This window comes from Sporomusaceae bacterium ACPt, from assembly GCA_041428575.1.
Lineage (GTDB): Bacteria > Bacillota > Negativicutes > Sporomusales > Sporomusaceae > Sporomusa_D > Sporomusa_D carbonis.
Genome location: CP155570.1, coordinates 2,721,711 through 2,745,785 on the forward strand (window position 1 = coordinate 2,721,711; position 24,075 = coordinate 2,745,785).

General features: G+C 48.9%; 30 protein-coding genes. 16 read left to right on the forward strand and 14 right to left on the reverse strand.

Going from position 1 to position 24,075, the window contains the following annotated elements:
- Nucleotides 1-11 precede the first annotated feature (11 nt).
- The 3 genes from SCACP_RS14180 to SCACP_RS14190 form a co-directional block, all read right to left on the reverse strand.
- Nucleotides 12-308, reverse strand: coding sequence for an ArsR/SmtB family transcription factor (locus SCACP_RS14180; protein WP_425058139.1), 297 nt, complete (start codon nt 306-308; stop codon nt 12-14).
- Nucleotides 305-730, reverse strand: coding sequence for an arsenate reductase ArsC (locus SCACP_RS14185; RefSeq protein ID WP_425058140.1), 426 nt, complete (start codon nt 728-730; stop codon nt 305-307). Before SCACP_RS14185 ends, SCACP_RS14180 begins: the two co-directional genes overlap by 4 nt.
- A gap of 516 nt (nt 731-1,246) precedes the next feature.
- A complete protein-coding gene (locus tag SCACP_RS14190; RefSeq protein WP_425058141.1) occupies nt 1,247-1,402 on the reverse strand; it encodes a hypothetical protein in 156 nt (51 codons plus the stop codon).
- 291 nt (nt 1,403-1,693) lie between these two features.
- Here SCACP_RS14190 and SCACP_RS14195 point away from each other — a divergent pair, with 291 nt between their 5' ends.
- The 16 genes from SCACP_RS14195 (at nt 1,694) to SCACP_RS14270 (ending at nt 16,009) form a co-directional block, all read left to right on the forward strand.
- Nucleotides 1,694-1,873, forward strand: coding sequence for a response regulator (locus tag SCACP_RS14195; protein ID WP_425058142.1), 180 nt, complete (start codon nt 1,694-1,696; stop codon nt 1,871-1,873).
- A gap of 86 nt (nt 1,874-1,959) precedes the next feature.
- Entirely contained in the window at nt 1,960-2,211 is a 252-nt protein-coding gene (locus SCACP_RS14200) for a TolC family protein (RefSeq protein ID WP_425058143.1), read from the forward strand.
- A gap of 267 nt (nt 2,212-2,478) precedes the next feature.
- Entirely contained in the window at nt 2,479-3,261 is a 783-nt protein-coding gene (locus SCACP_RS14205; RefSeq protein WP_425058144.1) for a sulfite exporter TauE/SafE family protein, read from the forward strand.
- A gap of 91 nt (nt 3,262-3,352) precedes the next feature.
- Entirely contained in the window at nt 3,353-4,312 is a 960-nt protein-coding gene (locus SCACP_RS14210; RefSeq protein WP_425058145.1) for a substrate-binding domain-containing protein, read from the forward strand.
- Between the two features lie 158 nt (nt 4,313-4,470).
- Nucleotides 4,471-5,097 carry a TetR/AcrR family transcriptional regulator gene (locus tag SCACP_RS14215; RefSeq protein WP_425058146.1) on the forward strand — a complete coding sequence of 209 codons (627 nt, stop codon included), beginning with the start codon at nt 4,471-4,473 and terminating at the stop codon, nt 5,095-5,097.
- Nucleotides 5,098-5,393: 296 nt separating this feature from the next.
- Complete coding sequence (locus SCACP_RS14220; RefSeq protein WP_425061415.1) at nt 5,394-6,452, forward strand: efflux RND transporter periplasmic adaptor subunit; 1,059 nt, start codon at nt 5,394-5,396, stop codon at nt 6,450-6,452.
- A complete protein-coding gene (locus tag SCACP_RS14225) occupies nt 6,449-9,556 on the forward strand; it encodes an efflux RND transporter permease subunit (protein WP_425058147.1) in 3,108 nt (1,035 codons plus the stop codon). Before SCACP_RS14220 ends, SCACP_RS14225 begins: the two co-directional genes overlap by 4 nt.
- 158 nt (nt 9,557-9,714) lie before the next feature.
- Nucleotides 9,715-9,882, forward strand: coding sequence for a hypothetical protein (locus SCACP_RS14230; RefSeq protein WP_425058148.1), 168 nt, complete (start codon nt 9,715-9,717; stop codon nt 9,880-9,882).
- 243 nt (nt 9,883-10,125) lie between these two features.
- On the forward strand, nt 10,126-10,320 hold the full coding sequence (locus SCACP_RS14235) for a hypothetical protein (RefSeq protein WP_425058149.1): 195 nt from the start codon (nt 10,126-10,128) through the stop codon (nt 10,318-10,320).
- Nucleotides 10,321-10,501: 181 nt separating this feature from the next.
- Nucleotides 10,502-11,083 carry a YqaA family protein gene (locus tag SCACP_RS14240; protein WP_425058150.1) on the forward strand — a complete coding sequence of 194 codons (582 nt, stop codon included), beginning with the start codon at nt 10,502-10,504 and terminating at the stop codon, nt 11,081-11,083.
- A gap of 69 nt (nt 11,084-11,152) precedes the next feature.
- Entirely contained in the window at nt 11,153-11,701 is a 549-nt protein-coding gene (locus SCACP_RS14245; RefSeq protein ID WP_425058151.1) for an RNA polymerase sigma factor, read from the forward strand.
- A gap of 5 nt (nt 11,702-11,706) precedes the next feature.
- Nucleotides 11,707-12,195, forward strand: a complete 489-nt coding sequence (locus SCACP_RS14250; protein WP_425058152.1) for an anti-sigma factor family protein — start codon at nt 11,707-11,709, stop codon at nt 12,193-12,195.
- Nucleotides 12,196-12,211: 16 nt separating this feature from the next.
- Nucleotides 12,212-13,063 (forward strand): hypothetical protein, encoded by an 852-nt coding sequence (locus SCACP_RS14255; RefSeq protein ID WP_425058153.1) that lies wholly within the window; start codon nt 12,212-12,214, stop codon nt 13,061-13,063.
- A 31-nt stretch (nt 13,064-13,094) separates the two neighbouring features.
- Nucleotides 13,095-13,736: a phosphatase PAP2 family protein gene (locus SCACP_RS14260; RefSeq protein WP_425058154.1), complete on the forward strand. Its 642-nt coding sequence runs from the start codon at nt 13,095-13,097 to the stop codon at nt 13,734-13,736.
- A 498-nt stretch (nt 13,737-14,234) separates the two neighbouring features.
- Nucleotides 14,235-14,486, forward strand: coding sequence for a hypothetical protein (locus tag SCACP_RS14265; protein WP_425058155.1), 252 nt, complete (start codon nt 14,235-14,237; stop codon nt 14,484-14,486).
- Nucleotides 14,471-16,009: an ArnT family glycosyltransferase gene (locus tag SCACP_RS14270; RefSeq protein ID WP_425058156.1), complete on the forward strand. Its 1,539-nt coding sequence runs from the start codon at nt 14,471-14,473 to the stop codon at nt 16,007-16,009. Before SCACP_RS14265 ends, SCACP_RS14270 begins: the two co-directional genes overlap by 16 nt.
- 1,105 nt (nt 16,010-17,114) lie before the next feature.
- Here the strand turns inward: SCACP_RS14270 and phnE are convergent.
- The 11 genes from phnE to SCACP_RS14325 form a co-directional block, all read right to left on the reverse strand.
- Nucleotides 17,115-17,957: a phosphonate ABC transporter, permease protein PhnE gene (phnE, locus tag SCACP_RS14275; protein ID WP_425058157.1), complete on the reverse strand. Its 843-nt coding sequence runs from the start codon at nt 17,955-17,957 to the stop codon at nt 17,115-17,117.
- The gene (locus tag SCACP_RS14280; RefSeq protein WP_425058158.1) at nt 17,950-18,735 is read right to left on the reverse strand and encodes a phosphonate ABC transporter ATP-binding protein; all 786 of its coding nucleotides are present in this window, start codon (nt 18,733-18,735) and stop codon (nt 17,950-17,952) included. Before SCACP_RS14280 ends, phnE begins: the two co-directional genes overlap by 8 nt.
- Nucleotides 18,736-18,777: 42 nt before the next feature.
- A complete protein-coding gene (gene phnD / locus SCACP_RS14285) occupies nt 18,778-19,665 on the reverse strand; it encodes a phosphate/phosphite/phosphonate ABC transporter substrate-binding protein (protein WP_425058159.1) in 888 nt (295 codons plus the stop codon).
- Nucleotides 19,666-19,988: 323 nt separating this feature from the next.
- Complete coding sequence (locus tag SCACP_RS14290) at nt 19,989-20,570, reverse strand: HesA/MoeB/ThiF family protein (protein WP_425058160.1); 582 nt, start codon at nt 20,568-20,570, stop codon at nt 19,989-19,991.
- 88 nt (nt 20,571-20,658) lie between these two features.
- Nucleotides 20,659-21,597, reverse strand: a complete 939-nt coding sequence (cysK, locus tag SCACP_RS14295) for a cysteine synthase A (RefSeq protein WP_425058161.1) — start codon at nt 21,595-21,597, stop codon at nt 20,659-20,661.
- Nucleotides 21,598-21,650: 53 nt separating this feature from the next.
- Nucleotides 21,651-21,791, reverse strand: a complete 141-nt coding sequence (locus SCACP_RS14300; RefSeq protein ID WP_425058162.1) for a PLP-dependent transferase — start codon at nt 21,789-21,791, stop codon at nt 21,651-21,653.
- A 75-nt stretch (nt 21,792-21,866) separates the two neighbouring features.
- On the reverse strand, nt 21,867-22,106 hold the full coding sequence (locus SCACP_RS14305; protein ID WP_425058163.1) for a PLP-dependent transferase: 240 nt from the start codon (nt 22,104-22,106) through the stop codon (nt 21,867-21,869).
- Nucleotides 22,107-22,159: 53 nt separating this feature from the next.
- Nucleotides 22,160-22,354: a ThiF family adenylyltransferase gene (locus SCACP_RS14310; protein ID WP_425058164.1), complete on the reverse strand. Its 195-nt coding sequence runs from the start codon at nt 22,352-22,354 to the stop codon at nt 22,160-22,162.
- A 23-nt stretch (nt 22,355-22,377) separates the two neighbouring features.
- Nucleotides 22,378-22,782 carry a hypothetical protein gene (locus SCACP_RS14315; RefSeq protein WP_425058165.1) on the reverse strand — a complete coding sequence of 135 codons (405 nt, stop codon included), beginning with the start codon at nt 22,780-22,782 and terminating at the stop codon, nt 22,378-22,380.
- 458 nt (nt 22,783-23,240) lie between these two features.
- Nucleotides 23,241-23,507, reverse strand: coding sequence for an MgtC/SapB family protein (locus SCACP_RS14320; RefSeq protein ID WP_425058166.1), 267 nt, complete (start codon nt 23,505-23,507; stop codon nt 23,241-23,243).
- A 10-nt stretch (nt 23,508-23,517) separates the two neighbouring features.
- Nucleotides 23,518-24,060 (reverse strand): C40 family peptidase, encoded by a 543-nt coding sequence (locus SCACP_RS14325; protein WP_425058167.1) that lies wholly within the window; start codon nt 24,058-24,060, stop codon nt 23,518-23,520.
- Between the last annotated feature and the right edge of the window lie 15 nt (nt 24,061-24,075).

Genomic DNA, 24,075 nt, shown 5'->3' on the forward strand with positions numbered 1-24,075 from the left:
CCTTCCTTTATTCAGCAATCGCCATACCGCTCTTTTCTCATCAGGACCGGCCGCATGCTTTTCATATAGTCTTCAATTATATCGAAGGCCGCCGGATTTACGCTGTAATAAATCCATTTTCCCTCCCGGTTATCGGACACAATACCGGCCTGTTTTAAAACTTTTAAATGATGCGATACCGCCGGCTGCGATATTTTTACCGCAGAAAAAATATCGCAAACGCACATTTCGCGCCCTACCAGCATATTGATTATCTCCAGCCGTGTATCATCGCCAAGGGCTTTGAAAGCTGCCGCTAAACCGGTCATTGGTTACCAGCACCGAACGTTTCGGCAATCCACCGCTGAATTTGGCCTCTGACTGTCCGGACACCGGCCATGATCTCTTCATCAGTGCCGGTAAAACCCGACGGGTCGGGAAAACTCTCATGCAGCAGCTTTTTCCCGCCCGGGAAATAGGGACACCCTTCCTTGGCGCTGTCGCAGACGGTAACCACATAATCAAACTCGTCTCGCAAAAACTCATTTAGGCTTTTGGACCAGTGGCCGGAAATATCAATACCGATTTCCGCCATCGCCCTCACCACATATGGGTTCAACTTGCCCGGCTCAGTGCCGGCGCTGAACGACTCATACCGGTCGCCGTACATGGCCCGAAGCAGTCCCTCCGCCATCTGGGACCGGGCAGAATTGTGCGTGCAGAGAAATAACACTTTCTTTTTCATTTGCATCCTACCATCTCCTCATCTTAGCTGACTTAAGGCTTACGTACTTAAACGATTTTTTAAGACAACACTAATGACCACATTGATTAACGTCCAGGCCAAAGCAACCAACCAGCCACGCCAGCGCATACATACCGATTTGATATTCCAATTTGTGCATATGTCTTCACCTTCCCATGACATTTATACTTAGGATACACTAATCCTTCGACCGCTTCCAATGATGAGATAACCTGCCTCTTTACAATGCCGCAGTTTCCATTTATCTCCACTTCGTTATACATTTATATTCATGAATATGTTTATATATTATCGCAAATTAATCCGCCGGGCAACAGCGGCGGGTTAAGTTTTTGTTAATTATCCTGCAATGACGGTGGTAGCCAGGAACAACAGTGGCGCAAAAGTAACCCAGGCATAGGATTTTTGCAGCGATTTTCAGGAACCTAGCATAATCCAGTAGTCAAATACAGTACGCCGTAAAGGTGGCAGTCCTCCATCTCGAGGAAGCGTGCCCCTTTTTCAATTTTCCGCCGCCAGTTGCCGCTCATTAACGATACTTCCCTGACCTCTGACAATGCGAATGCAATCATTGTCCAGCAAATGCTCCACGCCAAAGCGCCTGCTCTTGACCACCCGGCCCTTGCGGCCAAGAGCAGCCAGTTCCACTGTCCGCAAGAGCGCTTTCGTGGGAATGCAGCCGCGATTTAAACATAAGTGCCTTCCTTTAAATGCCGCGCTTTATTTTACACTTTTGTTACATTATCGTCATACTACTTACACATATTCACCCTATAATTCACGATAGGCGGTGGCAATACCAGTTTATTTCAAGGCGGTGAGGAAGTTATGCGGCAGGCCAGTATTTATGCGGTCTTAGATTAACTCGCGCCATGTTTCTCGTATGCGCTATGACGCCGGCTTGTACATTATCTGCTAAACGTACATCTGTTATAAGGAGGGCTGACGATGAGTGCACCGACCATTTTAATCGTGGATGATGAAGAGAAAATCCGCGAAATTTTGCGTCTTTACTTCATTAAGGAAGGTTTTACGGTCGTCGAAGCCGGAAACGGCATCGAAGCCATTCGTGAAGTAGAACAGCTTAAACCGGATGTAATAATTTTGGACATTATGATGCCGGTATAGACGGCATTGAAGTCTGCCGCCATATCCGCAAGTCTTCCCAAAGCCCGCCAGCAAGTAAAATTGGATGCGACAACCAATTTTTCAATGTGCTTGAAGCCCGCAACCTGGTGGCACTAAATCAGGAATCCGTTGACCGTCTGGCCGCACATCTGAAAGATGTGGAATTGCAGTATAACGTTGGTACGGTATGCAAATCCGGCGTTCTGCGCTCGGAAGTAGAACTGGCCAACGCCAAGCAAAGCCTGATTAAGGCGCAAAATGGTTATGACGTAGCCGTTGCTGCCCTAAATAACGTATTCGCCTTACCGTTTAACACTCCCAATGCCAAAGCTGGATAAGGCTATGGGAACGCCGGCATCCGGTCACGACTGTTCGGTTTTCCTTATCAATACCAAACTCAATCTAATTAATAATTTAGCAAAACAAAATGCTACCTATTGCAACTTATTTCAACCTATCATAACAAAACCATATTTACCAATTATTATAATTGGGGTTATAATGATAGGCAAGCAGAAAATCAAAAAAATCTGCACTAAAACTTTATCTGGTTCGTGTAAGCAATACCTGACGAAGTTTTGGATAGCGAGAGGAGAGAAACCATTTTGCGTCTATTGTCTTCCTTTTCCCTGGGGGCCCTGATTGGGGTATTGGGCGGATTAATCGGTCTGGGTGGCGCGGAATTCCGCCTGCCGGCTTTGGTCGGGTTTTTTAAGTTCAAAACCATCCATGCCGTCATGATTAACCTGGCCGTCAGTCTGGTAACCGTGTGTTTTTCCTTTTTGTTTCGCTCGGCCATTATTCCCTACAGTGAGGTCTGGGCCCAATGGCCGGTCATTGTCAACCTGCTGGCCGGTTCGCTGACCGGCTCCTACATCGGCGTCCATTTCGCCACCCGGCTAAACGAAAAAAATCTCAACCGGCTGGTCATGATCTTTCTCATTTTGCTGGGCCTGACGCTGCTGTTTCACGGCATCCTATTTGCACACGCCACCGCCATCGACGTGTCACCGGTCCTGCGGATGTTCCTGGGCGCTCTGGCCGGCGTCATTATCGGCATGTTCAGCAGCATGCTGGGCGTGGCCGGCGGTGAGCTCATCATTCCTACCCTCTTATTCCTGTTTGCCGTGGACATCAAACTGGCCGGCAGCTTGAGCCTGGCCATCAGCATCCCCACCATTATCATCGGCCTGTCCAAGTACCGCTCCCAGGAACCCTTCCAGATCGTACGGCAGGAGGGCAAATTCATCGCCGTCATGGCCGTCGGCTCCATCCTCGGCTCGTTTGCCGGCAGCCACCTCCTGCAGGGACTGTCCGGTGAACTCATCAAGACCTTCCTGGGCCTTATCCTGTTAATCTCGGCGGTTAAGCTGTTCTGCCGGAAATGAACCGGGGCGCTTTAGCGGCGAAAGATTGCGAAAATCGGTCAAATGCGGTATTCTATAGCCAGTATCTACTCTCGATTGAGGTGAGCACTCCATGTCCGACAACGTGTCCTATACCCCGGCGGAAGTGGCCAAAATCCTGAAACTCTCCCGCTTTACCGTCTACGACCTGATTAAGCGCGGCGAACTTGTTGCTTACCGGGCGGGAGAGCGCAAAATGCGCATTGAGGCTGCCGACCTGGAACACTATAAAAATAAAACCAAACAAGCCGGGACCACCCTGCCGCCGGTGCCTGCGGCAGTGCCGGTCGCAGTGCCGCCGGTCGCCAAGACCGTGTTCGGCGATCAGGACGGCCTGATTATCTGCGGCCAGGATGTCCTCCTCGATGTCCTGGCGCGGCATCTGGAAAAGCAAATGCCCCATGTCCGGTTTTTGCGTTACTACGCTGGCAGCATTGACGGTTTGACCGCCTTGTACCGGGGCACCGCCAATGTGGTCACCGCCCACCTGTGGGACGGCGACACCGACGAATACAACGTCCCCTATGTGCGCCGGCTGCTGCCGGGGCAGCGGACCGTCATCATCAATTTGGCCTACCGCATGGAAGGCTTTTATGTCGCCGCCGGCAACCCCAAAAACATTACCACCTGGACTGACTTGACCAAGCCGGATGTGCGCATGGTCAACCGGGAACGGGGTTCCGGCGCCCGGGTCCTCTTAGATGAAAAACTACGGCAACTGGATATTGACCCTGAATTTATCCAAGGCTATGACCATGAGGAAATGAGCCACCTGGCGGTGGCCAGCTATGTGGCCCGAGGAGCGGCCGACGTGGGGCTTGGTGTGGAAAAAGCGGCCATGCAAGTGCGCAACCTCGACTTTGTTCCTTTGCAGAAGGAACGCTATGACCTGGTGCTGCTCCGCCGCGACCTTGCCAAACCTCACTTTCAGGCCCTGCTGGCCGCCTTGGCTTCCCCTGCCTTCCGGGAAGAAGTCGCCGGCATGAGCGGCTATGACATCAGCCGCATGGGTGAACAGATTGCGGAAATTTAAGCGACAAATTCAAATAACAAAGCCATTGACACCTGTTCAACAGAGTCGATGGCTTTATTAGCTTTTTGTAACTTAACGCATTATAAAGCCAAAAAGAAACTAATCCTTGACAGCAACTTCCAGCAAGATTTATAATTTGAATAGTTCAAATTATTGAGGTGATTTTCTTGGCCAGAACGCCGCAAGACCCCCAAATCAGAATCGATGAAATATTAGATGCTGCCGAGCCTTTGTTTTCCGCCAACGGCTATCGTAAAACAACCATCAGTGACATCGCTAAAAAAATGGGCGTCGCGCAAGGAATGTTGTACTATTACTTTAAATCCAAAGAGGAAATACTGGAAGCGCTGATTAATCGTCAACTCTCCTTCCTTTTGGCTGATGTCAAAAATATGGCTTGTTCCGACACCATTGCCCCGCCCCGTAAAATTGAACTAATGGTATATGCCATGTTTCGTACTGCTCAATACAAAGATGGCTTACTCCTTGATTTTTTACATGATGAGAAACATTTACATATCAAAAATAAAATATTCCGCCAAGGCACGCTCTTGCTTAAACCATGGCTGCGAAAAATCATTGAAGAAGGAGCCCGCAAACAATGCTTTCATGTCTCTCACCCCCAAACCGCTATGAATTTTATCATGTCCATCCTGCAATGTCTAGGCGATGCACTCTGTGAGAAAATTCCGGACGAACTGATGGCCTGCCACTTACAAATGGCTGAGGCTCTCATCGAAAAAGCATTGGAAATGCCGGCAAGGACCCTGCATCTATCGCTATAAATAAACCACAATGGCACAAAAAAATCATCTTCCAGCAGACAACTGCGTGGATGATTTTTTAGGCCTTTTAATTGAACAATTCAAATAATCTTTTTTAGCTGCAGCATGTCCTGATACCGCACCCATTCATAAAAATCGGAAAGGAGCGCTAAAAGTGTGCAACCCTGCGCGGGATATACCTATTTATGGCATCCTTGTAAAAACAGTAAGCGAGGAGTGAAACTATGCAACAATTGAACTGGTTAGCGAATGTATCGAAAAAGAAATTGTATTACGGAATAACTGCGGCAATAGTCATGATTGGCATCATCGGCGGTGTTCTCTGGAAAGAAAATAATCAAGCCAAACCAGTGGCCGAAGATATTCCCCTAGTGCGCGTCGCTACGGTAAAACCGTCCAGCGCTGCACAAAGCTACGCCTACTCCGGTGAAGTGCGGGGCCGCTACGAAAGTCAGCTAGCCTTTCAGGTCGGCGGCAAAATTATCAAGCGCTATGTAGAATTAGGCAGCACTGTCAAGGCAGGCGATGTGCTCATGCAGATAGACCCCAGAGATGTGCAGCAAACGGTAAACAGCGCCTTGGCCCAGGTATACGCCGCCGAATCGCAGCTTAAGCTGGCGGAAAGCAATTTGAACCGCTACCGGCAATTGTATGCCCAAAACGCTATCAGCCGCGCTCAGCTGGACCAGTACCAAAATGCCTATGACGTTGCCGCAGCGGCTGTTCGTCAGGCATCGGCTCAATACGCGCAAGGAGCCAATCAATTAGACTATAGTCTGTTGTATGCTGATAAGCCGGGCGTCATTGCCAGCATCAGCGCCGAAGCCGGGCAAGTGGTCAGCGCCGGACAAACAGTGCTGACCATCGTACAGGACGGAGAACGGGAAGTGGAAATCAGCGTACCGGAAAACCGGTTGGAAGAACTGCGTAAGGCAACACAATTCACCATATCCTTTTGGGCTCTTCCCCATGTAAAAATCGACGGCAAGATAAGGGAAATTGCGCCTATGGCTGATCAAACAACCCGTACATACAAAGTGCGCATCAGTTTAGTAAACCCGCCGCCGGAAATCAAACTGGGCATGACGGCAGCAGTAACTGTTGCTAATTTTAATAATCAGACGACTGCCGCCGCCATTCCCTTATCTTCTATTTACCAGACAAACGATTCTCCTTGTGTCTGGGTTGTAACGAACAATATTGTCAATTTACGCCCAATTCAAGTCGGCACATTCGGCGACGGTCAAATCCAGGTGCTGGCCGGACTGAATCCCGGTGAAACCATCGTCACCGCCGGAGTCCACAAATTGCGGGAAGGACAAAAAGTGCGGGTAGCCGGCGGTGATAGCCAATGAAACACTTTAATTTGACCGAATGGGCGCTCACTCATAAACAGCTGGTATACTATTTTATTGCTGTCATATTCATTGGCGGAATTTTTTCTTATCAAAACCTCGGCCGAATGGAAGACCCCGATTTCACCATCCGGCAGATGATTGTAACCGTTAACTGGCCCGGCGCTACCGCCCGCCAAGTGGAAGAGCAGGTCACCGATAAAATTGAAAAAAAATTGCAGGACACACCGGGCTTAGATTATCTGAAAAGCTATTCCACTCCCGGACAATCCATTATTTATGTTAGCTTAAAGGAAGATGCGGTTACCGAAAATCAAATCCGGCCAACCTGGCTGGAAGTGCGCAATATGGTCAATGACATCAAACCCACACTGCCGCAGGGCGTGCAAGGCCCCTTTTTTAACGACCGGTTTGACGATGTGTTCGGCTGCATCTATGCTTTGACCGGCGATGGCTACAGTTATGAAAACCTGCGGGAACAGGCGGAAAAAATTCGCAGAATCTTGGTTGGCGTGCCGAGTGTGAAAAAAGTAGAGCTGGTCGGCGTGCAACCGGAAAAAATTTATATTGAAATGGAAACCGCCAAACTGGCGCAGTTAGGCCTGGCTCCGTCAGATATTACGAACGCCGTGCAGGCGCAGAACGCCATGTCGCCGTCCGGAATGCTGGAAACATCTTCCGATAATGTATATTTACGCGTCACCGGCATGTTCGAAAATCTCGACGACCTGAAAAGCCTCCCCATCCGGGCCAGCGGACGCACCTTCCGGCTCGGTGATATCGCCAGAATTACCCGCAGTTACGTTGATCCGCCGGACCCCAAAATGTATTATAACGGCCAGCCGGCTATCGGCCTGGCGTTATCCATGGAAAAGGGCGGCAATATTCTTACGCTAGGTGAAAACTTAGACAAAACCGTGGCGCAGATCAAAAAAGAGCTGCCGCTTGGCTTGGAACTCAATACTGTTGCCAATCAGCCGAAAGTGGTAAAAGAATCGATTAACGAATTTGTGAAATCACTGGCCGAAGCGGTAGCCATTGTATTAATCGTCAGTTTTATCAGCCTCGGGGTACGTTCCGGCATTGTCGTCGCTTTTTGTATTCCACTGGTAATTACCGGCGTGTTCATCTCCATGAAAATACTGGGGATTGACCTGCATAAAATCTCTTTGGGGGCTCTCATTATTGCTTTGGGTCTTTTGGTCGACGACGCCATCATTGCGATCGAAATGATGATCGTCAAACTGGAACAGGGCTGGAACCGGTTCGATGCCGCCTGCTATGCTTATACCGCTACCGCCTACCCCCGCTTGACCGGAGCCTTGGTAACCTGTGCCGGTTTTATTCCGGTTGGTTTCTCCAAGGGAAGCGCCTCCGAATTTGTCGGCAGTATTTTTTCGGTGGTAACCCTTGCCTTGCTCATCTCCTGGGTGGTCGCCGGGATGGTCACTCCCCTGTTAGGCTATAACCTGGTAAGAATATCTCCCGCCAGCAGCCGGCAAGACCATGATATTTACGATACGAAGTTTTACCGGCTGTTTAAGCAAATATTGACGTGGTGCCTGCGCCATCGGAAAAAAGTACTGTCAATTACCTTAGGCTGCTTTGTTGGTTCCCTGTTTTTGCTGGGACTGGTGAAACAAGAGTTTTTCCCGGAATCTACCCGTCCGGAATTGGTTGTGGAAATGCGGTTGCCGCAAGGAGCTTCTATGCAGGCAACTGAACAGGAGGCTGCGCGCTTCGCCCAGCGCTTTGCAGAGGATGATGCCAACATCGTGAATTACACTTACTACGTTGGGCAAGGTGCGCCGCGTTTTGTGTTAACCGCCGACCCCACCCTCCCCGATACGAATTTCGCTCAATTCATTATTGTGGCCAAAGACACAAAGGCCCGCAACGAACTGGCGAAAAAAGCGCGCGAGCTCTTGGCCGCTGAATTTCCGGGCGTGCGCGGCAATGTAAAGTTTATTAAAACAGGCCCTTCCGATCCTTACCCGGTCATGCTCCGCGTCAGCGGCTATGACCACGACAAAGTCCGTGCAATCGCCGGACAAGTGCGGGACCGTATGGCGGCTGATCCAAACCTTATCGACGTAAACTTAGACTGGAATGAAAAGAACAAAGTCATGCATTTGACCATCGATCAGGACAAGGCCCGTATGGTAGGCATCGACAGTCAGATCTTGGCTGCCAACCTCCAAGCCTTATTATCCGGTACAGCGGTTGCTGAATTTCGGGAAAAAGACAAAACTGTCAGCATTGTGTTTCGCGTCGATCAGGACAGCCGCAAGGATCTTTCCCGCCTCAAAGACCTCAATGTTCACATCGGCAATGGCAAGTTCGTTCCCTTGGACCAAATTGCCAAAATCAGCTATGATGCCGAAGAGGGGCTCATCTGGCGCCGTGACTTGAAACCCACTATCACGGTTCAGGCCAATACCATTGAAGGCGTATTAGGAAATGATGCGACCAAACAAGTTTACGATAACCTGAAGGATCTTCGCGCCTCGCTGCCGCCAGGCTACAGCATTGATATCGGCGGTCCGATGGAACTGAGTATAAAAGCCACCCGCTGGCTGCTGCAGCCCGTACCGGTCATGGCCGTGGTGATTATTACTTTGCTCATGCTCCAGCTACAGAATATATCGAAGATGACACTGACGCTTTTAACTGCGCCGCTGGGAATTATCGGGGTCAGCGCGGGGCTCCTGGTCACAGGGCGGCCGATGGGTTTTGTTGTACAATTGGGAATTTTGGCGCTATTCGGCATTATTATGCGGAACTCGGTCATTCTCATTGACCAGATTGAGCAACAGATTAATGCCGGAGAACCTATGTGGGATGCCATTATTAACGCCACTGTCGCCAGATTCCGTCCGATCATGCTTACAGCCGCAGCGGCTATTTTGGGAATGATCCCCTTGGTGTCAAGCATCTTCTGGGGACCGATGGCGGTGGCCATTGCCGGCGGACTCTTTGGCGCCACCGTATTGACGCTCCTGGTCTTGCCAACGATGTACGCTGCCTGGTATAAGGTTGAGCCGAGCCATACTCCGCCGCAGAATATTCCGGCAGAACCTGCCAATCAAACGATCACTCCATAAGAAACAGACAACTACACTTCTTCTCAAATAAAATGGTTCTACAAAATCATACTATTATTAACAGCCATAGTATTTGTATTCATACTATGGCTGTTTTTCCCTGGTTTAGTTAGTAAGCGAGCGCGCAAAAAAACTACCAATCAAAGGCGGTGTCAGCAATGTTTGAATGGCTGGACGGGCTATCCCTATGGTGGTATGCGGCAGGCGCAGTGTTTGTGCTAACTATGGCATGGTTGGCTTATGAATGTTATCATGCGCCGGTTATGGATGAAGATGAACCGGCGCGGTGTGGCCATAAATCAGATAATAAATCGACAGAAGACTGACTTTTGCGGAAGAAGGTATCGGAAAGTTGTTTTCATACTTTAAAACATACTATGCCGAAAAAGAACAGCTGCTAACAGAAATTGATCGTTTGATCCGCAAATTGGAGCAAGCACGGCAAACCGGACAAAAGAGTAATGCCCAAATGATCGCAGCTCAGCTGGAAAAATGCTTACGTCAGCTATATACATTAAGACAGACTAAAGCCAAAAGCAATCGCACTACACTGTAAGGTAAAATGCCGGGTGATATTTTATGAAACGCTTTTTACTATTGCTTATCGCTTTTGTGCTGGCATGCTCCCCCTTTTTCACTCCCAGAAAAAAGTGCTGGAAGAATGGGCTGAACCGACAGCCTATTGGTCCATGGTCAGCATTGTAACGATTACCGGTTTTACGAAGCCAGCCAAAATTACATTAAAACAAGTGAAATATCGGTAGTGGTCGCCTGCTTTTTTATTCCCCCCGTGTTGCGAAAAGAAGCGGCCCCCTGCCTGGGCAGTGCGAGGTTTTGGCCATTTTACCGATCAGTCTACCGCCTAATAAAAACTATAATTTTCCATGAACTTTTTTTGCTCTCAACCGTCTCTTAGATTGAAAACAATAAACGAGGTGATAAATCATGGATTTTATTATACAATTTTTTCACAGCTATGGGACGCTTGGCCTCTTTGTAATTTCCTTTATCGAGTCGATCTTTTCTCCCATCCTGCCGGACGTGCTTCTTGTTCCTATGGCTCTATCCGCCCCGGAAAAAGCCATCTATTACGGGGCAATTGCCACTGTCGCTTCGGTGCTGGGCGGTTTTTTGGGGTATGCTATCGGTAATAAGTTTGGCCTTCCGGCCCTAAACCGGTACGTTCCGCCCCAGCACCTTGCCTCCATTAACAAATTGGTGCAGAAATACGGCGGCTGGGCCATCTTTGTCGGCGCGCTGGCTCCCATTCCCTACAAATTTATCACCATCACCGCCGGTGCTTTACGCATTAGAATGCCGATTTTTATCGCGGCCTCTATTTTCGGCAGGGCAAAACGATTTTTACTAGAAGGAATATTGATATTTTATTACGGTCCACGGGCCATCGATGCTCTGCAAGGTTCTTCGTCCAAATTGTGGCTGTCGCTTTTTGCCGTCATGATCGCTATCGCGTTTTTCGTTTACGTAAAAGCACGTTTGAAAAAACCATTCCCCAGTTCCAATTAATCGTCTGTGCAACGCTTATGAAAGCGTTGTAAAAATGGCTTTAGAATAAGGTAAGCAGGTGATGACCTATTGAATGAGGAGTTGGCAGAACTGATACGACAAGCCATGACTGGGGATAAGACCTCTTTTGGAAAACTGGTATGCCGCTATAAACACCATATTGTCAATATCGCCTTCGGTATTGTAGGAAACCCGCATGATGCGGAAGAAATCGCCCAGGAAGCCTTTTTGAAAGCGTATCTGTCTATTTATAAACTGACGAGCGAAACCGCCTTTTATCGTTGGCTGGTAAAAATCACGACCAACCTTAGTATCGACAGAAAGAACGCCAATGCTAAGCAGTACCCTGCGCCCCTTGAGGAGATGGGAACGATCTTGGATAATCCCCGCTACACGCCGGAAGCGATACTGGAACAGAAAGAGAGACAACGGTTAATACTGACCGCGCTGGAGCAGCTCACTGCAGAACAGCGCACTGTGATTGTCCTCCGGGAACTGCAAGGCTTTGCCTATGACGAAATTGCGGAAATTCTAGATATTCCGCTGGGAACGGTAAAATCGCGCATCAACACCGCCAGATTGCATCTTCGCGATATTTTAACCCAAGAAAGGTCGTGATTAATATGAACTGCAAAGAATGCAGAGAGTTATTCTTTGACTATTGTGATGATGAGCTTGACATCAGCCTGAAAGAGCAAGTGACTGAGCATATAAAAACGTGCGCCAGCTGCCAGAATGAGCTGGCTGCCATGTCCTCCACCATGAGTTTTTTCAAGGAAAACATGCCGGTTATAACGGTGGACACCCGTTTTACTGAGCAGGTCATGCAAAAAATCGCTTCAGCGGAAACAGCTATTGCCTTTACCAAGCCAATGGTAAGCATTGGCGTAATCTTAGCCATCCTTACTCTGGGGATGTTAGCCTTGATTGGCCCTGCAGTAATCAGCTTGTTACTTCTGGCCGGCAATATCCTGTTAGGTTTATTATCAACGGCTACGGTAGTTTTTTCCACCTTTCCCCTAATACAAATTACCGGCAGCGTGCTTTTAGTGGTGCTGCTGTTCTTGGTCACGTTTTCTATGCGGCGCATGGTATTGCTCGATTTAGTTTAGGCGGGAGGCTATTTCGATGTATAAAAAAATTGTATCATTCAGCGTACTCTTAGTCACGGTTGCAATGCTACTTTGGGTTCCCCAGCCTGCATTCGCAAAGCCTTTTTTCCACGGCAGCGGCCTCCGCGATGTCGTGAAACTCGAAGATGTTATAATTCCCCAAGGTGATATGGTGGACAATGTGGTAGTCATGGGCGGCAATGTGACGATTGCCGGTGCGGTGAAAGACGAGGTTGTCGTTATTAACGGTGACTTAACGCTGCAACAAACGGCGCAACTGAATGAACGCGCTTTTGTCATTGGCGGCCAGATCATCCGGGAAGAAGGTGCTGTGGTCAGAAAAGGCTTCGTAAACGTAGGGCCTGGTTTCGCCAATTTGACCAGCATCCTCCTCGCCGGTGCCATAGTTTTATTGTTAGGATTTGTTACATTAGCGGTTGCCGCAGTACTTGTGGTTATTCCCCCTATTTTAGCCTGGTATTTTCCCAAGAAAAATAGTCAGTTACAAACGATTTGCGAACGGTATTTTTTAAAGAACATGAAACTTGGCATATTAAGCAGCATCGCCTTTTTCATCATCGAAGCATTGCTGGTGATTAGTATTATCGGACTCCCCCTGGCACTCCTCTTGGGCGCGCTATTTCTCGCAGCCGCCATCCTCGGAGTTAGCGGGCTATGCACGTCTATTGGCACTAGGATTGCAGCACGCATCGGGTCAGCCGATAAACCCATCCTTATCCAGACACTTTACGGCTCGGTAGCGGTCGCGTTAATTGCGAATATACCTTTTGTCGGGCTGCTGGCACTACTATTCGTTGTGTTGTTTGGCATTGGCGCAGTGGCAATCGACATGTTTGGTAAAAAGTAAAAAACATTACCCGATATACAGTAATTACTGCATGAATTTTGTCTGTGTTGATAACTTGATAAAGGAGAGTGAGGAACATACCATGCAATATGATTACAATCTACTCATGTTTATCAATGGCTGGGCCGGCCATATCGCCTGGCTTGACCGGCTAATGATCCTGATTTCAAAATATGGCCCGTTACTGTTTTGCGCGTATCTCGTGTTTTTGTGGTTTAGCGGCGCGTCAGAGGAAGAAAGTGAACAAAACCGCCGCCGAGCGTTGTACGCCGCTTTTTCCGCTTTGCTCGCCATGGGAATTACCGAATCAATTGGCGCGATGTGGCACCGCAACCGACCCTATTACGACTGGCCGGTACAGCGGCTGCTGCCGATGTCGCCCAGTGCTTCGTTTCCTAGCGGCCATGCCACAGGCGGATTTGCTATCGCCGGCAGCGTTATACTTGGCCAACGGTCGGGGAGTGTTTTAATGACTGTGTTCGCAGTATTGATGGCACTATCCCGAGTTTATACAGGAGTACATTACCCAAGTGATGTAATTGCCGGTATGGCCGTTGGTATCCTGAGCAGCTATCTGGTAGAGCGATATAAATTCCTCTTGGAACGGCCTATTGCGTTGGCACTGTCTATGTGGCATCAAGTTGAAACTAGAGTTCCTATGCTACGGGGGTGATAGCCATTAAATTAACTTAATAGAGTAATATTCCAAAGGATACGTTGTTTTTGTAAATCATGCGTGGACTATCATGACTGATAAAATATTAGCGTAAGCAAACAAAGTTGTACGGTATGGTAAAGCCGTAATAATTGAGCACTGGACGATTGCGGGCTCCATCTTACTATTCTCATCCCGGCTTAACTACGATAGCCCAGCAGGAACTGCCCGCATGTCTGATATGATTATTGAGGCTAGCTCGATCCATTCCTTCACCGCGTGGATACTAGTATTTGCTGATTGCGCATGTCGCCACTTTTGTTTTAAAGAGTAACCGGCCTTTACTTGAAAGCATGTTTACCGGCAAAATAGATTTAGACTATGTAAAACACCCTATCCGCTGTGGTATGCCCTCCTAAAAAATGAGCGCTCTGATAAATAAGTTCCATTTACTATTAGATAACCATTGCGTGATAGCGGCCAAAATATGATGACTGCTATCGCGTTGTTATTCCAGTGAACAATAATATCGATGGAGAGAGAGTGACGAAAATAGCTAAAGCAGATAGTAAGACAAAACAGGTCTTGACAATTAATCGCAACGTTTTTGGGCTTGGTTTGGTTACTTTTCCGGGGAATATTAGCGGTGGGCTGGTTTATGTTGCCGGTGCCGCTTGGGCGGGCATTTTGTATATCACTTCTGGTCCGGTGGGAACACCGACGAACGAACGCATAAAATTATCGGAGGAAAGATGTCAAAACAGATAAATTCAGCCTTTTGGCTGGTATTAACGATAACCGTGTTGATTATGTTCTTTAATCTTGGCGGCATTCCGCTGTTAGACCCGGATGAACCGGTCTATGCAGAAACTCCCAAGGAGATGCTCCAGTTTCAAGATTTGGTCTCACCGCGCATTTACGGCGAGTATTGGTATGACAAACCGCCGATATACTATTGGCTGGTAGCCGGAGCATTCAAGCTTTTCGGCGTTAATGAATTTGCCGCCCGCCTGCCGTCAGCCTTACTGGCGGTTGTCTGTGTGATGCTCATCTATCGGTCCGGGTCAAGGTTTTTCGGCGAGAGGGCCGGTGTGGTTGGCGCGCTGGCGCTGGCCACTAGTATTGAATATTTTTATTTGGCCAAAGCCGCGGTAACCGATATTACGTTAACTTTATTTCTCACCGCATCGTTACTGTCATTCGTCGAACGGCGGTACTACCTGTTTTACCTGTTTGCCGGCCTGGCTACGCTGACTAAAGGGCCGATTGGCCTGCTGTTTCCCGGCGCTATTGTCTTTCTGTACCTGGCTGTTATAGGCCGCTTTCACGAACTGAAAAACATGAAGCTTTTCTCTGGTACCGCCCTGTACTTGATCGTTGCCATGCCCTGGTATTGGATAATGTACCAATTGCACGGCGCAGCGTTTATCGATACCTTTATTGGTTTTCACAATATTACCCGCTTTACCACAGCGGAACACTCCAAAACCGCAATGTGGCATTTCTTCATCCCGGTTTTAATCCTCGGGTTTTTCCCGTGGACAGCCATAATGGCGCAATCTATTCGGGCTTCGCTTGCCCAGGGTAGGAAAGATAATCCGACCTTACTTTTTTTAAATATTTGGGCGGCTTTTATCTTTGGCTTTTTCACGCTGTCCAGCACCAAGCTGGTGACCTATATTCTACCCATGTATCCTCCACTGGCTATGATTGTCGGCTGGTATCTGGGGCGTTGCCGGGATGATTACAAGCGCGTAAGCCTGAGCTGGCCGATCATGCTGACTGTCCTGGTGCTCCTATTACTGGGCGGCATGTTTTGGGGCGTCAGGACAATGCCTGAATTGGGCAACGGCGTTATGGCCCTCGCTGTCATTTTCATCGTGATGCTAGCGGCTGTATGGTTCTTTGTCGCAAAGAAAAAAACCGCCCATGCGTTTTGGGGGCAGGTTGCCGCTATGGTTCTGGCGTGTATAGTACTGGTTACTCTGCTGTTTCCGGCAGTGGCCCCCGCCTTTACTACACGTGATATTGCCAAGGATTTTTCTGCCTATTATGACGGTAACTCACCGGTATATGTAATGAAGTTTTTACACCCTGGCTTTACATTCTATACTGATGTGTATGGGATAGAATTAAAGTCTGGCGGCGAACTCGACAAGGCAATCGCCGAAGGCGGTAAAGCCTATTTCGTCATCCGTGAATCAGAATACAACAGCTTGAGCGAAAAACGTCGCACAGCGCTTACGGTATTGGCCAGCTCAGGTAAAAAAGTGTTACTGGTAAAACACTAGATCCTAAGACGTAATTTTACTATGAGAGAGGAAATAGACCATGCAACTCATTTCAATTGTTGTGCCTTAAACCCCTCATCCCGTAGGTGCTCGCAGAGAGTATTAAAACACTATAAACTCTTATAAAATCTAGCATTGCTGGTAAATTTCGCAGGTTTTTGGCATCAAAGCATCCAATCTTACCACTAAGAAAATTGTGGAAAGCAGTCCCAATCTTAGTGCGGGCCAGATGGGGTATGCGCGGCGTGGTCGGCCAACGGTGTTCTGGCCGGGCGTGCTGCTGTATACCCCGAGCCACCGTAATCCCGTTAGTTTCTTCCCCCTCCCGGTTCATTCACGGCGAGGGACCAGGGGTGGGCACAATGCGACGCTCGGAGAGAAGCGGACGTCCTATAACGTCCTGTTTATGTCCAGGCTTTGCCGTCCTGGCCGCGCCAGGGAGGACATAAGACACGCTTATAGAATGACCGCCTCCCCTTCCCTGGATCGGGAAGGGTTAGGGTAGGGCGACCGGCGGTGGTGAGGCTCTGTTCACGACCACTCCCTTGTTTCGGCGGATCATGACGCTGCCTCCCGCAGGTACGAGGACAGGCGGCGTCATGATCCGCCTTCCCCTTGAGGGGCAGGGTGCGCTATCTTCCCTCAAAGGCTGGGGCTTGGGGGTTTGCAAGCGCCAGCGGTGGCTGACCGGGAGCGGACGAGGATAGTGGAGCAAAGCGAAACGGCGCAAGGAGCGGACGGACAACTACAACTATGCAGTGGTATCCGTCGTATAGGCACTGAGCGGAGCGGCCCGAGGACGGGTGCGCAGTTCTTGGCGCTTTAGCGCTTTAGTCGCTCTCGGCCGTCCATGGCCTTTGCGACACCTGGGCGTCCATGCCCAATGGAAATGCGGCCTACTCCTTGCGGGTGCATGCGAAAACCAGGCCTTAACAAGGTGGCCGGGCTGCAGCGCGCCCGCGCCCGTTGCGGAGCGGGCCTCACCGGTTATAAAAATTGGCCGAAGGTTTTTTAATAAATATCACCTCAGACAGTTGTAAGATCCGGCTGTATCATCGCCAAAGGAAAAAGGTTATGATAAAACGTGCTCTAGATAATAGTTTAGTTAGATATCCCTGATTCCCTTATTTACGTTGCCTTCCAGGATGCGTACACGGAGAAATTGCCCGAGCAGTTCTATCGCAATTACCAGTGCTAGTATGGCGATAATTAACGTAGAGACCTCATGATACATAAACAGCTTCATGCTAATAATCAGTTGCGTGCCGATCCCCCCTGCTCCCACAAATCCCAAAACCGTCGCCGAGCGCAGGTTGCACTCCCACCGGAACAGAGTATAAGACAGAAAAATGGATAAGCTCATCGGTAAACGGACAAATAGGAATTCCTGAAACTGATTACAGCCGCTTACTCGGGCGGTTTCGACCAGTCTGACATCTACAGCTTCAAATATCTCACTATAAAGTTTTCCAAGGATTCCTGTACTATGGGTAGCTAGCGCCAGTATTCCGGGGAAAGGGCCTAGCCCGACTGCAACAACAAAAATCAAGGCCCACATCAGCTCCGGGATACCCCGCAACAACCCCAGCAAGCAGCGGACCGAGTAATATATTGTCCGGCGTACTGACCACTGAAACCGACCGAGGCGTTGTGCGGCATACTCCTCTCCCTGGGGTCGGATAGCGAATAGAGACATCGGAAGTGCAAGAACGATGGCAAGAGCCGTCGCCACTAGTGATATTTCCACCGTTTCCAACAGCAGCCTTGCTACCTGCAGTAGAAATTGCGGACTTGTCTCCGGCGGCCAGAGACCGGTAACAAACCGCTCTACCGCTCGCACATTCTTCGGTTCAAATAGGGCTCCCAAGGAAACGCCGGTATCGATACCGCTATAGAATATACTTAAAAAGATACCGGTGGCAATAAGCCAGTTTACCCAGCTACTCATAAGGGCGACACCTCCGATTGCTGTTTTCCGCACTGGCTAATCGTGCATATTGACTGCTTTGCAAAAATTCGGCCGGGGTTCCGTCAAAGCTGACACTTCCTTGGTCAAGCATGAGTATCCGATCACAGTACTTCAGCGCATGATCCAATTGGTGCAGATTCATGATGATTGTTTTCCCGTCCTGCTTTAAAGTTTGGAAAGTCTGCAGTATTATATTAGCCGTCGTCGGGTCGACCGAAGCAATCGGCTCATCAACCAGATACATATCGGCATGGCTATAGAGGGCCCTGGCAATGGCAACTCGCTGTTGCTGTCCGCCAGATAATTCCTGGCAGCGTTCATCCATCTTCTCGTTGATCTGCAATTTTGTTAAGATTGTCCTAATCTCTTCGTTCTCCGCCTTGGTAGGAAGTGCTAGGCGGCGAACTGTTTCGTACCAGGATGCTTCGGATAATCGGCCAAGTATTACGTTTCGGGCTACGTCAAGACAAGGAATTACATTATAGTTTTGGTAAACAGTCGCAATCCGGTTGCGCAGTTGTCGCAGTTTTCCCCTTTTTACTGTTTCCATTTGGGTACCGAAGATGGTAAGGCTGCCGCTAGTTGGAAAGATTGCACCACACAGCAGGCGCATGAGCGTAGTTTTCCCGACCCCGCTTTTACCCACAACTCCGACAAATTCGCCCTTCTTTACCGAAAATGACGCCGACTGAAGACCTTGTCCGTTCGAATACACTTTGGCCACATTCTCAGCCTTGATCAATTCCACATTAATCACCCGCTATATAAAGAGGCAGGAGACATTTCTCCTGCCTCTTACTCATTTTTTTGGATTCAAAAGACCAAGACGTTTTGCCTCTTGCTCAGCCTCCGCGTAATTCGCGTCCGATACTTTCGCAAAAGCAGTCGCGCGCATTAAATCCAGTAAGGTTGGGTCCTTCATAGTCAGGAAGGCGTCCACAATTTTAGCTTCAAGCTGTTTGTCCAAGCTATCCCTAACTACCCACGGATAACCCTCAACCAAAGTTTTCTCAAGTACTTTTATCTTCTGCTCGTCCACTGTACCTCTCATGATGAGGCGCTTTAAAATACGGCCTTCAATACCGCCTGCATCGACTGCTCCGTTCTGGACAGCCTGAGCAGTTGCATCATGACCGCCGGTATATACTACATTTTTCAAGTCATTCGGCACTTTAATGCCGGCTTTATCTAACATAATGCGCGGGTAAAGTGAGCCGGAGGTAGAACTTATATCGCCAAATGCAAATACCTTGCCTTTAATTTCACTTACTGATTTAATATCTTTTTCGGCTGGAACTATGATTAGGCTATAGTATTTAGTCGTTTTTGTTTCTTGGTCAATCTCAGTTACGATCGGATGAATTTTTGCACGCTGCTTTGCCTGTACGTACGTAAGCCCTCCAAAATAGGCGACATCGAGCTTATCATTAGCCATTGCCTCCACTACTCCCGCGTAGTCGGTTGCAACAAACAGTTCTACCGGCATATTCAACTTCTCGGATAAATATTTGCGGAAAGGCTCGTATTGCGCCTTTATCTTATCCGGCGCCTGATTCGGAATCAAGCCCACTCTTAATACATCTTGCTTCGCTTTATTCGTCTTTGGCGTATCTGTCCCGCCGCAACCTGCGAGCAAGAAGACAGAAATCACCATAATTAATAATGCAACCATCATTCTCTTGTTCATAATCTCGCCTCATTTCGCGCCATTTATTTACTACTTGTTTATTGTAGGCCTTAGCCTATAAGTAGTCAATAAAAATTCTATTACATAAATAGACAATATATATGATACATGGTATAAAAAAATGCCCAACAGCTTTGCGCCGCCAGGCAACCATATAGAGCACAACTTAGAACCTTGCAGTTATTCCTCACCTATAGGAGCGAGGAAACATTTATCCGTGATGTGCGCTATGTTCGTTCTTAGGCACCGGGGTCTGAGAACCGGCCGACTGCTGCGGCATGCTGTGGTCGCTGCTCAATCAACGGAATTGACTAAGTCGAGCATCATCTGATGAGAGTCGCGTACTGATTAATCAGCACTGCCCATCGGCTTGAATTACAGTTCTTATTCTCACAAAGCAGTTGTTCCCCGTCTGTCAGCACTACCGCCTCCGGCTTTACCGAGCAGACCGGACAATCAGCCCGCTTTTTCAAATCAACATCGTATAATTCCAATAATTCTGCATCCAGAATCAACAACCTTCCTACCGACAACCTGCCGATCCCTAACAAATACTTCAGGCATTCAATCGCCTGCAGCGTACCCATCAGCCCCACAACCGGCCCCAGTACGCCCGCCTCACCACAGGTAGGTGCACTCCCCGCCGGCGGCGGGTTGGTAAAAATGCAGCGAAAACAAGGTGCATCGCTCTGGCGTTGGAGATTGGTCCTATCGACTATATCCGCATCAGCAATACCAATAGTTCCCACTCCTGCCGCTGCCAAATATTGAGCGGCAGGAGTGCCCAGCCCGCCGGCCCCGATAATCAAGACTTTCGCTGCCAGCAGTTTTTTCTGTCCTTTGCCCCCTACCTGGGACAGCAGAATATTGCGTGAATAGCGCTCAAGCTGTTGATCGGTAAGCATGTTCTCTTCTCCCACATAAAAATAAAGGCTAAGGGCTAGATAAGCCGGCTTAGCCTGTGGTGGGATAGTTTGAGGTGTATTTAGCAGCTTATAAAGGTTGTTCAAATAATACGGTAGATAAATAACGTTCGCCAGTATCAGGCAACAGCACAACAATTGTCTTGCCTTTATTTTTCGGTCTCTTGGCGATTTGCGTTGCGGCAAAAGCAGCAGCGCCGCTGGATATGCCTACAAGCAAGCCTTCGGTTTTGGCCAATTCGCGGGCAGTGGCAAACGCCTCGTCGGTTTTGACTTTGATAATCTCATCGATAATTTTTATATTGAGGACATCCGGCACAAATCCGGCGCCAATCCCCTGGATCTTATGCGGGCCGGGATTGCCGCCGGACAGCACCGGTGAGTCAAAGGGCTCGACAGCGATGATTTTAACCTCAGGCTTTCGTGATTTAAGAGCTTCCCCGACGCCGGTAACCGTTCCGCCGGTGCCAACGCCGCCGACAAAAATATCCACCTGACCGTCGGTATCACGCCAGACCTCTTCGGCCGTCGTCTTCCGGTGAATAGCGGGATTGGCGGGGTTCTTAAACTGCTGGGGGATGAAAGCATTCGGCGTTTCGGCCACCAGTTCCTCCGCCTTCCGAATAGCGCCCTTCATACCTTCCGCGCCTGGCGTCAAAACCAACTCGGCCCCCAGCGCTTTTAAGAGATTGCGTCGTTCCATACTCATCGTATCGGGCATGGTCAAAATGAGCCGGTAACCTTTCGCAGCGGCGACAAAAGCCAACCCAATGCCGGTATTGCCGCTGGTGGGCTCGATAATTACGGTATCTTTGTTGATCAGGCCCCGCTCTTCCGCATCGGCGATCATGGCGTAACCAATTCTGTCCTTGACACTGCCCAGCGGATTGAAATATTCCAGTTTGGCTATCACCTTGGCTTCCAAGCCATGCAATTGGTTGTAATTCGCTAGTTCCAGCAATGGGGTGTTGCCGATTAATTCGGTTAAATTTTTGGCTACTTGAGTCATACTAGTACCTCCTTGTCTGTCTGTTAGTGATTGTATATCCATTGGCCCAAAATTTATTCTGCCAATGTACCTAATGCCTGGGCAAAATCTTCTTCCAAATCCTCGATATTCTCAAGGCCGACGCTGATACGGATCAAATCCTCATAGACACCGGCCTTTTCCTTCACCCCGAATGCATTCGCTTTCGCTCCCACCCGGATCGTCAAAATGGCGCCGTACTTGCCGCCGAACTGCCGTTTGGCAATCTCATGGTAAAGGTTATCTGTCAGTCATGGATAATTGACCGCCACCACCTTGTCGTGCTGCCGCAAAAACAACGCCAATTTTTGGGCATTGTCGCACAGCCGCTCCATCCTCAGCCCCAGCGTTTCCAGGCCGGTACCGGTAAGAAAGGCATTAAACGGCGCCAAACAAGCGCCAAAGTCCTTGAACAGTCCTTGGCACAGTTTGGCGAGATAGGCGAACTTGCCGAACTTGGCAAATTCCCTGAGCGAAGGAAATTTATTCAAATCCCATTGGAACCTGCTCTCCTTCCATCCTGCCGCCGATCAAACCGCAGGCTTCATTGAGAAGCTCGCTTAATCTTTATCCTTGATGATATCAAGGATGTTTTGGGAGTTGACTCATTCCCGGACGTCACTACGTTAACGTCTGGATTCATCGCGTTGATCGTCTCTTTACCGGAAATGACCTTAGGTTTGCCCACATCCTGAGTGAAATGAATAACCTGCCGCTGCAGGTTCGACAAGTCAACCATTTTGTTGAATTAACCTGGAAGACTTATCCGTGATGCACGCTATGGTCAGTTGGCTGATCATCCTCAGGCACTGCCGGTTGCTGTTGCTGTGGCTGCATAGTATGATCACTGTTCATATCAACGGAGTTTACCAGGTCGGCCATCATCTGATGAAAGGCCATATCCTGCTGCAGCATTTGCTTCATCATACCCTGCATTTCCGGGTTCTTCATCATTTCAACACATTGTTTTTGCATTTCCGGCGATTTCATCATCTCGGCCATAGCCTTAGGGTCCATGTTCCCCATCATATTGTCCATCTGGTTTGACTGCATCATTTGAGCCGGCGGGTTCTTCTCCGCGGCGCTGGTAATGTTGGCGAAGCCAAAACCGATCGCGGAAACTGTCAGAAGACCTCCCATTACGTAGACAGCGATTTTCTTATTCATCGTTTACCTCCAAATATAAGTTAATTCCGGTTTCCTCCCTATTATAATAGATACTTTTGAACTTCTCATGAATTTTTGGTGTAAATATTATGAAGAATTAACTATTTTTGCTTCTTGAGAAACAATTACAGTTTCAACTATTATACCAGACAAGTTTGAATATCTTGTGAAGACAAATGAAAAAGTCGTGTAAAACCGAAAAAATGCCTGACAAACAAATGTTGTCAGGCATATAATGGTTCTCCGGTCGGCTGGTGTATCGACCGGATTTCCAAGGAGGCTATTGTGCTTGGGTAGGGTTAGCTCCCGGTTTTAAATTGCAGCTATCCTTGCCGCTTATTTACCAGGATACAGACTGTATCGCCGGTTCAAGGCCAAGACGTCCGGCAATATGACTAATCACTGTTTCTTTGCCGAAACCGCCGGTAGTCTCAATAGTGATAACAACTAACCCGCTATCAGGTTGTTCCGCAGTTTCGATTAGGTGGACGGGAAGACATGATGACCCCGGCTCCCAAAAAGCCGATGCCTGTCACGATCTGGGCTACAACCCGTGTCGGACCGGTATCATGGGGCGTCATTACAGCAAGCATTATAAATAGAGCGGCCCCTGCTGAAACCAAAGCATTCGTCCGGATACGGGCCGTTCGCTGACGCCACTGGCGCTCTAGGCCGATGATCGCTCCGAGCAGCAAGGCAAGACCTAACCGGCTGATAATTTCCATAAAATGCATATTAAATAACCCTTTTGGCCCCGTAGTACCGTTTCACAAAGTAATCGTCATTGATATCGCCGATCGCCACGATACCTTGAGACCAAGCTGTATGTATAAATTTTCCGAGGCCAATATAAATGCCGACATGCGAAGCGCCTGGCGCATAGGTAGTAAAGTAAACTAGGTCACCCGGCTGCAGCATTGATTTTGCGACTGGCTGGCCTACCAGAAATTGCAGATCCGCAGTCCTTGGCAGACTGATCCCGGCCTGGCGAAAAACGTACTGGACCAAACCGGAGCAGTCAAATCCCTGCGCAGGAGTCGAACCGCCCCAAACGACAGGCTGTCCAAGTAAACTCCTGGCAGCAGCAATAACCGATTGCGCAGTCCCCACCGGGCTGCTAGGAAGCACTTCGTCCGCTAACGGCAAAACCGCCTCTTTGGTGAGTAAATCCATTGACTGCAAAAATTGATTATACGTAGAAGCAGCCGGGGCGGCAAAAGCCGTCCCCGTACTGCCTATTGCTACCGCTAACAATACGGTAGCTGCTAGTCTTTTCATCGGTAGTACCTCTTG

Bases quoted from the DNA above. Each gene is read 5' to 3' on its own strand.
- SCACP_RS14180 (WP_425058139.1), bottom strand. From the start codon at position 308: ATGACCGGTTTAGCGGCAGCTTTCAAAGCCCTTGGCGATGATACACGG.
- SCACP_RS14185 (WP_425058140.1), bottom strand. From the start codon at position 730: ATGCAAATGAAAAAGAAAGTGTTATTTCTCTGCACGCACAATTCTGCC.
- SCACP_RS14195 (WP_425058142.1), top strand. From the start codon at position 1,694: ATGAGTGCACCGACCATTTTAATCGTGGATGATGAAGAGAAAATCCGC.
- SCACP_RS14210 (WP_425058145.1), top strand. From the start codon at position 3,353: ATGTCCGACAACGTGTCCTATACCCCGGCGGAAGTGGCCAAAATCCTG.
- SCACP_RS14220 (WP_425061415.1), top strand. From the start codon at position 5,394: ATGATTGGCATCATCGGCGGTGTTCTCTGGAAAGAAAATAATCAAGCC.
- SCACP_RS14225 (WP_425058147.1), top strand. From the start codon at position 6,449: ATGAAACACTTTAATTTGACCGAATGGGCGCTCACTCATAAACAGCTG.
- SCACP_RS14230 (WP_425058148.1), top strand. From the start codon at position 9,715: ATGTTTGAATGGCTGGACGGGCTATCCCTATGGTGGTATGCGGCAGGC.
- SCACP_RS14240 (WP_425058150.1), top strand. From the start codon at position 10,502: ATGGATTTTATTATACAATTTTTTCACAGCTATGGGACGCTTGGCCTC.
- SCACP_RS14250 (WP_425058152.1), top strand. From the start codon at position 11,707: ATGAACTGCAAAGAATGCAGAGAGTTATTCTTTGACTATTGTGATGAT.
- SCACP_RS14255 (WP_425058153.1), top strand. From the start codon at position 12,212: ATGTATAAAAAAATTGTATCATTCAGCGTACTCTTAGTCACGGTTGCA.
- SCACP_RS14260 (WP_425058154.1), top strand. From the start codon at position 13,095: ATGAATTTTGTCTGTGTTGATAACTTGATAAAGGAGAGTGAGGAACAT.
- SCACP_RS14270 (WP_425058156.1), top strand. From the start codon at position 14,471: ATGTCAAAACAGATAAATTCAGCCTTTTGGCTGGTATTAACGATAACC.
- phnE (WP_425058157.1), bottom strand. From the start codon at position 17,957: ATGAGTAGCTGGGTAAACTGGCTTATTGCCACCGGTATCTTTTTAAGT.
- phnD (WP_425058159.1), bottom strand. From the start codon at position 19,665: ATGAACAAGAGAATGATGGTTGCATTATTAATTATGGTGATTTCTGTC.
- SCACP_RS14290 (WP_425058160.1), bottom strand. From the start codon at position 20,570: ATGCTTACCGATCAACAGCTTGAGCGCTATTCACGCAATATTCTGCTG.
- cysK (WP_425058161.1), bottom strand. From the start codon at position 21,597: ATGACTCAAGTAGCCAAAAATTTAACCGAATTAATCGGCAACACCCCA.
- SCACP_RS14310 (WP_425058164.1), bottom strand. From the start codon at position 22,354: ATGGTTGACTTGTCGAACCTGCAGCGGCAGGTTATTCATTTCACTCAG.
- SCACP_RS14315 (WP_425058165.1), bottom strand. From the start codon at position 22,782: ATGAATAAGAAAATCGCTGTCTACGTAATGGGAGGTCTTCTGACAGTT.
- SCACP_RS14320 (WP_425058166.1), bottom strand. From the start codon at position 23,507: ATGGAAATTATCAGCCGGTTAGGTCTTGCCTTGCTGCTCGGAGCGATC.
- SCACP_RS14325 (WP_425058167.1), bottom strand. From the start codon at position 24,060: ATGAAAAGACTAGCAGCTACCGTATTGTTAGCGGTAGCAATAGGCAGT.